The following is a 12,343-nucleotide window of genomic DNA, read 5'->3' as shown; positions in this document are numbered from 1 at the left end:
CTAATTCCTGGCTCTTTTTTTATTTAAGGATAGTATATGAAGGAAATCTATATAAATTTCTTTCTTTTTTTTTGTAGTTTTTTTGGAAGTTTTTGATTGACTTTGAAAGAAAATGGTGTATAATATAAATGTAAACGAATTCAGGAGGAGGATCATATGCTCGCGACAGAACGCAAGGAAAAAATAATGAGCTTGCTCAAAGAGCAAAGAACAGCGACTTTAGAAGAACTTTCAACAATAACTCAAGCTTCTGTCTCGACATTAAGGAGAGATCTCAATGAGCTTGAAGAAGAAAACGCCTTACGTCGTGTTCATGGAGGCGCAGAACTCCAACAAGATCTTTCAGAAGAGTTATCTATCTTTGAGAAATCTTCCAAAAACGTTCAAGAAAAAGAAAAAATCGCAGCTATAGCTTTTGAAAAGATAAAAGAAGGCGACATTATTTACTTGGATGCTGGAACTACAGTTGCGCCACTTTGCCATTTGCTTAATCAGTCGGGCAAGCGTGTCACTATCGTGACCAATTCGATTAGCCATTTACCAAAATTAACCAGTGAAAACCTCATTGTTTATTTGCTTGGTGGTCGAGTGAAACGTCAAACTGATGCCATCATTGGCAGTTCGGCCATCGCTCAACTTAGTACTTACCGTTTTAATCTTGCATTTATCGGAGCCAATGCTTTTGATGAAGAACTGGGGGCTATGACACCGGACAGTGAAGAAGCAGCGATTAAGACACAGGCCATTCGTCAAAGCCGGACAAGCTATCTCCTCCTGGACAGTAGTAAAATCGGTCAAACAAGCTTTGTTAAGTTTGCAGAAAGTGACCAAATAAAACTTATAACGGAGAAATTATGATATACACAGTAACACTAAATCCAGCATTAGATTATTTCATGGATTTTGATCAGGCTAAACTTGGACAAGTCAACCGAGCGACAGAAACGCGTATGCTTCCTGGTGGTAAAGGGATTGTTGAAAGTCGCATGATGTCCCTTTTAAAGGTAGAAAATACGGCTCTTGGTTTTCTTGGTGGCTTCCCTGGGAAATTCATTCAAGATTATCTTGAAAATATCGGAAGTCAGTCCGATTTTACTCCAATTGCAGGAACAACACGTATTAATACAAAAATCAAAGTCAATGCGCAAGAGGAAACCTCCTTTGATGCTGCTGGACCAGACTTATCAGATGCTGAAATTCAGGCCTTCCTAAGTAAATTTGATGATCTACAAAGTGATGACATTGTCGTTTTTGCTGGTACTATCCCTAAAGCTTTAGGGGAAGACTTCTATGAAGTTTTGATTGAGAAAGTAAAAGCCAGAGGCGCACAGTTTGCTATTGATGTTGACGGACAAAAGTTGCTGAAAACATTGAAATATGAGCCACTCGTCATCAAACCTAATCGTGAAGAGTTGGAAGAAATCTATTCTGTTAAGTTTAAATCCAAAGAAGATATTATCCCTTATGGTCAAAAACTTTTGGCAGAAGGAGCACAAAATGTCATGATTTCTATGGCAGGTGATGGTGCTTTACTCTTCACAGGTAAGGAAACTTATTTTGCCGCTCCAATCAAAGGAGAGTTGAAAAACTCTATCGGTGCAGGAGATTCAACAGTTGCAGGTTTCCTGGCCGAGTGGAGCCGAAGTCAGGATACTTTAGCAGCCTTTAAACAAGGTGTTGCCTGTGGTACAGCTAAGGTTTTCTCAGAAGACATGCCGAGTGAAAGCTTCTTAAAAGAATGCTTTGAAAAAGTAACAATCGAAAAAATAAACGAAGATTAGAAAAGAGGAAGATTATGGAAATCAAAGATTTACTCAAAACAGAAGTCATGATTTTGGACCTTCAAGCAACGACTAAGGAAGCTGCCGTGGATGAAATGGTAAACAAGTTAGTCGCAGAAGGTTACGTCAGTGATTTTGATACATTTAAAGCTGGAATTATGGCTCGTGAAGCGCAAACTTCAACTGGTTTGGGCGATGGTATTGCCATGCCACACAGCAAGAATAAAGCTGTCAATGAAGCTGTTGTCCTATTTGCAAAATCAAATGCAGGTGTGGATTATGCAGCCCTAGACGGACAACCTGTCAATCTTTTCTTTATGATTGCAGCACCAGAAGGCGCAAATGACACACACTTGGAAGCCTTAGCACAACTTTCTAAGTTCCTCTTGCAAGCTGGATTTACAGACAAAGTAAAAGAAGCAAAATATCCGCGTCAAGTGTTAGAGCTTTTCTCTGAAGATACAGAAGAAATTGAGCAAGTCACTGATAGCGAGCATTATGTTTTAGCCGTAACAGCATGTACGACAGGTATTGCACATACTTATATGGCTGAAGAAGCACTTAAAAAACAAGCTGCTGAAATGGGCATCGCCATCAAAGTTGAAACAAATGGGGCGCGTGGGATTGACCACAAGCTGACTGCTGAAGATATTCAAAAAGCTGACGGTATCATCGTTGCAGCGGATAAGAAAGTGGAAATGAACCGTTTTGCAGGGAAACCGATGGTGCAAGTTCCTGTCGCTGCCGCTATTCGTCAACCCGAAGAACTCATTAATAAGGCAGTTTCTGGTAATGCACCAAAATTTGAAGCTGATGCCGCTGATGAGGCAAAAGAAGAAAGCTCTGGCGGTATTGGTAAAGCCTTCTACAAACACCTTATGGGTGGTGTATCTGCAATGTTACCATTCGTCGTTGGTGGTGGTATCTTGATTGCTCTTGCCTTCTTGATAGACCAATCAATGGGTGTTCCTAAAGATCAATTGGCCAACCTTGGTTCTTATCATCCGATTGCGGCTTACTTTAAAAATATCGGGGGCGCAGCCTTTGCTTTCATGCTTCCAGTCCTAGCTGGTTTTATCGCCAACTCAATTGCAGATAAACCTGGTTTAGTTGCAGGTTTCGTTGCGGGTTCAATGGCTGCCTCTGGTCTTGCCTTTGGCAAACTTGATCCAGCTACAATGATTCCATCAGGTTTCCTTGGCGCTTTAGTTGGTGGTTTCATTGCTGGTGGTGTTATTATCCTCTTGCGTAAGCTCTTGACTGTCTTGCCTAAATCGTTAGATGGGATTAAAGCAATCTTGATTTTCCCACTTTTAGGGACATTCATCACAGGATTGATCATGCTTTTCATCAATATTCCTATGGCAGCAATCAATACAGGCCTTTCAAACTTCTTGAACAGCCTTAATGGAGCATCAGCTTTAGTTCTTGGTATTATCGTTGGTGGTATGATGGCAGTTGACCTTGGTGGACCAATTAACAAAGCTGCTTATATCTTCGGTACAGGAACATTGGCCGCAAGTGTTGCTACTGGTGGCTCAGTCGTTATGGCAGCGGTTATGGCTGGTGGTATGGTTCCACCTCTTGCAACTACAGTTGCCGTCCTCTTCTTCAAAAATAAATTTACAAAAGAAGAACGTCAATCAGGTTTAACAAATATTGTTATGGGACTTTCATTTATTACAGAAGGTTCCATCCCATTTGGTGCTGCTGACCCAGCACGTGCTATTCCTTCATTTGTTGTTGGTTCAGCCTTAGCAGGTGGACTCGTTGGTGCGGCAGGTCTTAAATTGATGGCACCACACGGCGGTATCTTCGTCTTAGCTCTAACAAATGGCCCACTTTTATACCTTCTCTTTGTTTTGATTGGTGCTCTTGTTTCTGGTTTGATGTTCGGTTATTTGAAAAAAGAAAAATAGTATTTTAAATAACAAAAAAGCTTGAATTTCAGCAACAAATCTGTTAGAATATTAAGGTCTAACAAACTTTGGTCTGGCAAACAGTCCAAGGCAGAAAGGAAATTTTGCAAAATGAAAAAAGACATCCATCCTAATTACCAACCTGTTGTGTTCTTGGATACAACTACTGGTTTTAAATTCTTGAGCGGTTCAACTAAAGGTTCGAAAGAAACTGTTGAATGGGAAGACGGAAACACTTATCCATTGATTCGTGTGGAAATCTCTTCTGACTCACATCCATTCTACACTGGCCGTCAAAAATTCCAAGCAGCGGACGGACGTATCGCTCGTTTCAACAAGAAATATGGAAAATAAAAAAGTGCTTCGGCGCTTTTTTATTATCGCTCAAATTTGCTATGGTAAATCAAGTCCAACTGTAAGCAAATTCTGAACATCTTTTAGTTCATTGGGCTATAAAAATTAAAAAAATATCATATAATAGAAACAGATAGTATACACATATAAAATTAAAGGCATGCGTGAATATGCCTTCTTTTAAACTCACTATAAAGATAAAGGAAAAATAAAATATGAAATGGTCTATTTTAGAAGTATCAAAAAAGAAAATAATTAAATTCGAAGAAGCGCTTGATTTAACGGAAGAACTTAAGCAACGCTCAGAAGAAATCCTTGATGCAAAACCTGTAAATGTTCAAGGACAAATCGCCTATGACGATGGCATCTATTACTTGGATTATACACTTGAAGTGGATTTGACTTTACCATCATCACGGAGCTTGAAGCCAGTAGAGTATCTTATGTCAATCGCTGTGAATGAAGCCTTCACCACAGATGAGTTTCTTAAAAAGAATGAAGATTTACTGGACAGTGACATGATATTTACATTGGAAGCAGATTGGATTAGTCTATCAGAATCGGTAGCTGATAATATTCTTTTAGAAATTCCCTTGCAAATTTTAGCAGAAGATGAGAAAGCTGGAGCTACAAGTTTACCTTCTGGCAAGAACTGGTCTGTCTTGTCTGAAGCAGACTATCAGAAACAAAAAGAAGAAGAAGCAGATAAAGAAAATAAATCACCTTTTGCAGGATTGGCAGATTTCTTTTCCGAAGAAAAAAATTAAGAAAAATCTCATAAAACACTTGCAACAAAATTACAATTATATTATAATTTCATTATAGAGGAAATAAAATTAAAAAGAAAAGATATTAATGAGGCTAAACTATGAATTCATCTAAACGTATTTTGATTATCGAAGACGATAAAAACATTGCGAGATTTGTTTCACTTGAGCTTGAACACGAAGGATATCAAACTGCGGTTCAAGACAATGGTCGTAAAGGTCTTGAAGAAGCAATGTCAAAAGATTATGATTTGATTTTGCTCGACTTAATGCTCCCAGAGCTGGATGGCTTTGAAGTTGCACGACGCTTACGCCGTGAAAAAGATACACATATTATTATGATGACTGCACGTGACTCAACAATGGATCGTGTAGCAGGTCTTGATATTGGAGCGGATGACTATATTACAAAACCATTCGCAATTGAAGAATTGTTAGCGCGTGTCCGTTCACTCTTCCGTCGTGAAGACCATATCCACACGATTGAAAAATCAGACAATACTTCATTCCGTGATTTGGTAATTGATAAAACAAACCGCACTGTACATCGCGGAAAAAAAGTTATTGACCTTACACGTCGTGAATACGATTTGCTTTTGACCCTGATGCAAAATGTGGGTGACGTCGTAACACGCGAATACTTGGTTTCTGAAGTATGGGGTTACGAAGAAGGTACAGAAACAAACGTTGTTGACGTTTATATCCGCTATTTGCGTAACAAAATTGACGTGGAAGGCCGCGAAAGTTATATTCAAACGGTTCGTGGTATGGGATATGTCATGCGTGACCGCAAATAATATAGGGAATATATAAGAAGATTTCTAGTGGTTTTGCCACTAGATTTATTCCTTTTATGGCGATGTAAAGAAATAGAAAAATGCGACATGGTAAAATTTTTTGATTCGAAGAAGAAAAAAGCAGAAAATCTGCCCGAGCGTAAGCGAAGCATCATGCTACGTTGGGCCTTTGCAAATACGATTTTTTGTTTTATAACCTTCACTATTTTTACAGTATTGGTTTATCAACTGACCATAACAACCTTCATCAATTCTGAAAAAGAGGACATGATGAAAGCTCTGGACAATGTTGAGCAAAGTTTATCCCAATCGGAAAGCAAACTGTCGGAAGACAATCTTGCAAATTATTTGGCTTATGCCAAAGACTACACAGCATCCAGTCAGGGAAAAGAAAATGAGCTAGAAACACTTGGAAGTATGATTGGTTCTAGGAAGTCTTTTTATGTTTTTGATGTCGGTGAAAATTTGATTTATTCGACCAATTCGTATGGTTTCCCGCTAAGGAAAGATGTGGGGGATTCTACTCATGCTGTACGTACATTTGGTGAATATTCTGGTTATTTGGTTGAACGACCCGTTCATTCTAAAAAAACAGGGAAACTGATTGGCTATGTGCAGGCTTTCTATGATATGAGTTATTATTACAGCGTGCGAACAAAGCTACTGATTGCCCTGATTATCTTAGAAATTATTGCTCTCTTTATTGCTCAGTTTGTCGGTTATTTTATGGCAAGTCGCTATATCAAGCCTCTAGAGCGTTTGCACGATGCGATTACTACACGTGCCAATAATTTGAAGGCGGATTTCAAACCTGTAGTGATTCAAACAGGCGATGAAATTGAAGAACTGGCGACTGTTTATAACGACATGATGATTAAGCTTAACGATTACGTTGATCAGCAGAAACGTTTTGTTTCTGATGTCAGTCACGAGCTACGTACGCCACTTGCAGTTTTAGATGGTCATTTGAATCTCTTGAATCGATGGGGGAAAAATGATCCGGAAGTGCTTGAGGAGTCTTTACAGGCCAGTATAGAAGAAGTTAGCACGATGAGAACGATGTTAGAGGAGATGCTTGCATTGGCCCGTCTTGAAAGCATTGATTTTCAAGATGAAGATCTGATCTGTGATCCAACAGAAGTTTCTAATTTTCTTAAGAAAAACTTTCTCCTTATTCATCCTGATTTAAATTTAACTGTTGAAAATTACTTGACGCCGGGTAGATTGGCTCATATTTATCCCAACCATTATGAACAAGGCTTAAAAATTTTGATTGATAATGCGATAAAATACTCGCCTAAAGATCGCCAAGAAGTGAAAATCCATCTAGAAGAAGATGACAAATACATTATTACGACAGTTGAGGATCGTGGCTATGGCATTAGTCAAGAAGATTTAAAACATGTCTTTGAGCGCTTTTTCCGTGCCGATAAAGCACGAAATCGAGATATAGGTGGAACAGGTCTTGGTCTGTCTATTATCCAACGCATAGTGGAAAACTATGACGGGGATGTCAGTGTGACTTCCATTGTAGGCGAAGGATCGAAATTTACTTTAAAAATTCCTAAGATTAAATAAATATAAAAATTCTACTGAGTATCTAAAAGTACTTGCTAGGCTTTTAATCTTAATCTTATTTCTTGAGTTTTTTGATAATTCGAGAAAATTGTTGACATTCGTTTAAAAAAAGGTTAAGATTTAAAATACAATATACAAATAAAATGATAGAGGTCGCAATGAATAGGAAGTTTTACTGAGCTGGACAAGCGTTGAAGTAAAACGGAGGAGACATTGCCGAAATGAATTCACTCGTCCAAGTGAGTTTGTTGGGGCAGCAAGGGATACTTGCTGAACTGTCGCAGTTTTGCGGAGTGCTATTCGTTACTTACTGATAATATGAATCACGTACAACGTTTAGCAACCTCTCTGTGTAAAGGTTGCTTTTTATTTGGAAAAATGAAAGAGAGAGTATTATGAGAAGAACAAACTTATTCTTACTTGTCGCGACGTTGTTTACGGTATTATTTATCGGTAGTTCAAAAGTGAGTGCAGAACAGTTCCGTGTCGGAATGGAAGCTGCATATGCCCCTTTTAACTGGACACAATATGATGATAGCAACGGTGCTGTCCCTATTGATGGTGTAGATGGCCAATGGGCTAATGGTTACGATGTACAAGTTGCAAAAAAACTTGCTGATAAGTTAAATAAAGAATTAGTAATCGTCAAATCAAGTTGGGATGGCTTGCTGCCAGCTCTAAAATCCGGAAAAATCGATGGCATTATTGCAGGAATGTCGCCAACTGCGGAACGTAGAGAACAAATCGCCTTTTCAGAACCGTATTACACATCTAACCTTGTAATGATGGTCAAAAGTGGCGGTCCCTTTGCTCAAGCATCGAGTTTAGCAGACTTCTCTGGTGCAAAAATCACTGCTCAGCTGGGAACTTTTCACTATAACATGATTGACCAGATTGAAAGTGCTAACAAGCAAACAGCAATGAAAGATTTTTCAAGCATGCGTGTGGCTTTACAAAGTGGAGCCATCGATGGTTATGTAGCTGAACGTCCCGAAGGAGTGACAGCAGAAAAAGCAAATCCAGACTTCAAAATGATTGAATTTGGCGAAGGAAAAGGTTTTGTCACAAACTCTGATGATACAACAGTCGCAGTAGGTTTACGTAAAAATGATCCCAACTTACCTGTAATTAATAGCTTTTTGACAGGTTTTACACCTCAAGACCAAAAAGAACTGATGGATGAAATGATTGCTGCTCAACCAGAAGCTAAAACACAAGGCGCTTGGTATGATCAAATTATCAGTATTGTAAGAGATAACGGCAAACAGTTTCTTAATGGTACAGGGATGACCTTATTCATCTCTTTGATTGGTACGATTATTGGTACAGTTTTAGGTCTTCTTATTGGTGTTTATCGTACTATTCCAGAAATTAGTAATAAATTTTTAGCCTTTTTACATAAAGTATTTGGCTGGCTTATTTCAGCTTATATTGAAATTTTCCGTGGTACACCAATGATTGTTCAAGCAATGGTGCTTTACTATGGAACAGCTCTAGCTTTTGGCTTGAGTTTGGATCGGACCTTAGCTGCGCTAATTATTGTGTCCATCAATACAGGTGCTTATATGTCGGAGATTGTACGTGGCGGTATTTTCTCTGTGGATCAAGGGCAATTTGAAGCCGCGCAAGCTATCGGAATGACACATGGGCAAACTATGCGCAAGGTTGTTTTACCACAAGTCTTGCGAAATATTCTTCCAGCAACAGGAAATGAATTTGTCATTAATATCAAAGATACATCAGTCTTATCTGTAATTTCAGTAACTGAGCTCTTTTTCCAAGGGACAACAGTGGCGCAACAAAACTTTATGTATTTCCAAACCTTTGCTGTCATCTGTGCAATTTACTTTGTCTTAACATTTACAGTAACACGTATTCTACGCTTTGTAGAAAGAAAAATGGATGGACCAGACGCTTACGTCCCAATCCAAAATCAAATGCAAGTACAAGAACCGGGGGACGCTTAAATGACAGCAATCTTAGAAATCAATCATTTAAAAAAATCATTTGGCAGTAATGAAGTGTTAAAAGACATTCACTTAACGGTAAATCAAGGCGAAGTTATTTCGATTATTGGTTCATCTGGAAGTGGTAAATCGACATTACTTCGTTCAATCAATTTATTGGAGAAGCCATCTGGTGGGGAAATAATTTATAAAGGTGAAAATGTTTTAGCAAAAGGCTTCGATATTCCTAAATATCGCACGCATCTGGGCATGGTTTTCCAAAGCTTCAACTTGTTTAACAATATGAATGTTATCGAAAATGTTATGGCTGGGCAAGTTACAGTATTGAAAAAAAGCCAAGAAGAAGCTCGGACTATTGCGCTCGAGAATCTGGAAAAAGTGGGCATGGCAAGCTTTGCTAATGCCAAACCTGCACAACTCTCCGGCGGACAAAAACAACGTGTGGCGATTGCTCGTGCAATTTCTATGAATCCAGATGTGATATTATTTGACGAGCCGACTTCAGCGCTTGATCCCGAAATGGTAGGCGAAGTCTTACAGACAATGAAAGGACTGGCTGAAACAGGATTAACAATGGTTATCGTTACACATGAAATGGAATTCGCGCGTGATGTAAGTGATCGTGTAATTTTCATGGATAAAGGGGTTATTGCTGAAGAAGGACGGCCAGCGGAAATCTTCGGAGCTCCGAAAGAAGAACGGACGCGCGCTTTCCTTTCACGCTTCTTGAAAGCTTAAATAAAAAGAGCAAGCTTATGCTCTTTTTTTCTTTGCAAAAGACCTCTTATTTTCACAGTAAAACTTTCAAATACAAACTCTATATTGAAAAAATAGGTAAATAGCGGTAAAATAGAGGGAAGTAGAAAGAATAGGAACAATGAAAAAAATCAAAACTTTTGAAGAAAAAAAAGTACTCATCCTCGGATTAGCAAAATCAGGAGAAGCTGCAGCCCGCTTGCTTCATACTCTAGGTGCACACGTAACTGTAAATGACGGAAAGGCTTTTGAAGAAAACCCTGCCGCGCAAGCCCTCTTGGAAGAAGGCATTGAAGTTATCTGTGGTAGCCATCCCCTTGAACTTTTAGACGAAGATTTTGATTTTATGGTAAAAAATCCAGGTATTCGTTATGATAACCCAATGATAAAGAAAGCATTGGAGAAAAAGATTCCAGTTGTTACGGAAGTTGAACTTGCTTATCTTGTTTCGGAAGCTCCAATTATTGGGATTACTGGAACCAATGGTAAGACAACAACAACAACGCTGATAGCAGATATTTTAAATGCGGATGGTCAGTCTGCAAAATTAGCAGGAAATATTGGTTTTCCCGCTTCTGAAGTAGCTGCCCATGCGAGTGCTCAAGATACTTTGGTAATGGAACTCTCAAGTTTTCAACTGATGGGAATTGTAGATTTTAAGCCTCAAATCGCTCTCATTACCAATATCTTTTCATCGCATTTAGATTATCATGGCTCTCAAGAAGCTTATGAAGCTGCCAAATGGCGTATTCAAGAAAACTTAACTTCTGAGCAATACCTTATTCTCAACTTTAATCAGGAAAAATGTCGTGCTCTAGCAGAGCACACAGCAGCTCGAGTTGTGCCATTTGCAACTGAAAATAAAGTTGATGGTGCTTATGCGCTGGAAGGTAAACTTTATTTTCGTGATGAATTCATCATGGATGCAGATGACCTAGCTTTGCCTGGGGAACATAATTTAGAGAATGCTCTGGCAGCAATAGCTGTTGCCAAGCTTTCGGGTGCTAAAAATCATGCAATTATTGAAGTGCTGACAAGCTTTTCGGGTGTGAAACATCGCTTGCAGTATCTTGGTGAACTTGCAGGACGTAAAGTCTACAATGATAGCAAGGCCACAAATATACTGGCAACAGAAAAAGCTTTGTCAGGTTTTGAAAATAGTCGCTTATGGCTCTTAGCTGGCGGACTAGACCGTGGAAATGGCTTTGAAGACCTCGCGGATTCTGTAACAGGGATTAAAGGTATGGTTCTTTTTGGGGAGACTGCACCAAAGCTGCAAGATCTTGCAGATCGCTTGCAGATTCCAACACTCCACAGTGAAAATGTCGCAACAGCTCTTAAAGCAATCTTTAATAAGACGGAAGAGGGGGACACTATTTTACTTAGTCCTGCTTGTGCCAGCTGGGATCAGTACAAGACCTTTGAAGAACGTGGGGATATGTTTATTAAAGCTTTCGAAGAATTGAAAGGTGAATGGAAATAGTATGAAAATTATTGTAACTGGAGGCGGAACGGGAGGTCATATTTATCCTGCACTGGCCTTTATAAAGCATCTGAAAACTATTGAGCCAGACTCAGAGATCCTCTATGTAGGTACAGAACGCGGCTTGGAGAGTAAGATTGTTCCTGCCGCAGGCGTGCCCTTTAAAACTGTGGATGTACAAGGTTTTCGTCGTAGCCTTTCTTTAAATAACTTTAAGACAATCTACAAGTTCCTGAAATCTACATCAGATGCGAAGAAAATTGTTAAGGATTTTAAACCTGATGTGGTTATTGGAACAGGAGGCTATGTGGCTGGACCGATACTTTACGCAGCAGCTAAGCTCAATGTGCCGACTATCGTTCATGAACAAAATTCAATTCCAGGGATTACTAATAAGTTCTTGAGTAAATATGTGGACAAAGTTGCGGTCGCCTTTGAAGCAGCCAAGCCCTTCTTCCCAGAATCCAAAACAGTTTTTGCTGGTAATCCACGTGCTCAGGAAGTTGCAACTTTAAAAGCTACCGATATTCTGGAAACAGAATATCAACTTCAAAAAGGTAAGAAAACGGTAGTTATTTTTGGAGGGTCACGAGGCGCTCAAACAATTAACGAGGCGGTAAAAGCTGCTTTACCAAAGTTTGCAGAAGCGGATTACCAAATCGTCTATGCCTCAGGACAAATATACTTTGATGAAGATCATGAAGAGTTTGAAAAATATGCTGATGCTGCAAATATAGCGATTCGTCCATATATTTCAAATATGCTCGAAGTTCTTGCGTCATCAGATTTAATATTATGTCGAGCAGGTGCGACAACGATTGCTGAAATTACTGCACTTGGTTTGCCAACGATTTTTGTACCTAGTCCAAATGTCACAGCAGACCATCAAACAAAGAATGCTCAAGCTCTTGTAGATATCGGTGCTGCTAAGATGATTAAAG

The 12,343-nt window shown here is 39.1% G+C and carries 11 protein-coding genes and 1 riboswitch; all 11 genes read left to right on the top strand.

What is annotated here, in order from left to right; all coding sequences use genetic code 11:
- The first annotated feature begins 156 nt into the window (after positions 1–156).
- The gene (locus LACDD01_RS05315; protein ID WP_019293249.1) at positions 157–858 is read left to right on the top strand and encodes a DeoR/GlpR family DNA-binding transcription regulator; all 702 of its coding nucleotides are present in this window, start codon (positions 157–159) and stop codon (positions 856–858) included.
- Positions 855–1,781, top strand: coding sequence for a 1-phosphofructokinase (pfkB, locus tag LACDD01_RS05310; protein WP_019292080.1), 927 nt, complete (start codon positions 855–857; stop codon positions 1,779–1,781). Before LACDD01_RS05315 ends, pfkB begins: the two co-directional genes overlap by 4 nt.
- A gap of 14 nt (positions 1,782–1,795) precedes the next feature.
- Positions 1,796–3,700: a PTS fructose transporter subunit IIABC gene (locus LACDD01_RS05305; RefSeq protein WP_061413575.1), complete on the top strand. Its 1,905-nt coding sequence runs from the start codon at positions 1,796–1,798 to the stop codon at positions 3,698–3,700.
- 111 nt (positions 3,701–3,811) lie between these two features.
- On the top strand, positions 3,812–4,054 hold the full coding sequence (locus tag LACDD01_RS05300) for a type B 50S ribosomal protein L31 (protein ID WP_003135050.1): 243 nt from the start codon (positions 3,812–3,814) through the stop codon (positions 4,052–4,054).
- A gap of 215 nt (positions 4,055–4,269) precedes the next feature.
- Positions 4,270–4,821: a YceD family protein gene (locus tag LACDD01_RS05295; RefSeq protein WP_061413573.1), complete on the top strand. Its 552-nt coding sequence runs from the start codon at positions 4,270–4,272 to the stop codon at positions 4,819–4,821.
- A 101-nt stretch (positions 4,822–4,922) separates the two neighbouring features.
- Positions 4,923–5,618 (top strand): response regulator transcription factor, encoded by a 696-nt coding sequence (locus LACDD01_RS05290; RefSeq protein WP_019292077.1) that lies wholly within the window; start codon positions 4,923–4,925, stop codon positions 5,616–5,618.
- A gap of 87 nt (positions 5,619–5,705) precedes the next feature.
- On the top strand, positions 5,706–7,196 hold the full coding sequence (locus LACDD01_RS05285) for a HAMP domain-containing histidine kinase (protein WP_061413571.1): 1,491 nt from the start codon (positions 5,706–5,708) through the stop codon (positions 7,194–7,196).
- A 139-nt stretch (positions 7,197–7,335) separates the two neighbouring features.
- Positions 7,336–7,503, top strand: a riboswitch (Lysine riboswitch).
- Positions 7,504–7,591: 88 nt separating this feature from the next.
- Positions 7,592–9,163 carry an ABC transporter permease subunit gene (locus tag LACDD01_RS05280; RefSeq protein WP_061413569.1) on the top strand — a complete coding sequence of 524 codons (1,572 nt, stop codon included), beginning with the start codon at positions 7,592–7,594 and terminating at the stop codon, positions 9,161–9,163.
- Positions 9,164–9,901, top strand: coding sequence for an amino acid ABC transporter ATP-binding protein (locus LACDD01_RS05275; protein WP_019292074.1), 738 nt, complete (start codon positions 9,164–9,166; stop codon positions 9,899–9,901).
- Between the two features lie 139 nt (positions 9,902–10,040).
- Positions 10,041–11,402: a UDP-N-acetylmuramoyl-L-alanine--D-glutamate ligase gene (murD, locus tag LACDD01_RS05270; protein ID WP_061413567.1), complete on the top strand. Its 1,362-nt coding sequence runs from the start codon at positions 10,041–10,043 to the stop codon at positions 11,400–11,402.
- A gap of 1 nt (position 11,403) precedes the next feature.
- The coding region (murG, locus tag LACDD01_RS05265; protein ID WP_061413565.1) for an undecaprenyldiphospho-muramoylpentapeptide beta-N-acetylglucosaminyltransferase at positions 11,404–12,343 on the top strand (940 nt) is incomplete at its 3' end.

This window comes from Lactococcus sp. DD01, assembly GCF_001578715.1.
In the GTDB taxonomy this organism is placed as follows: Bacteria; Bacillota; Bacilli; order Lactobacillales; family Streptococcaceae; genus Lactococcus; species Lactococcus petauri.
The sequence above is the reverse complement of the archived record's forward strand: the minus strand, read 5'-3'. Positions and strand labels throughout refer to the sequence as shown.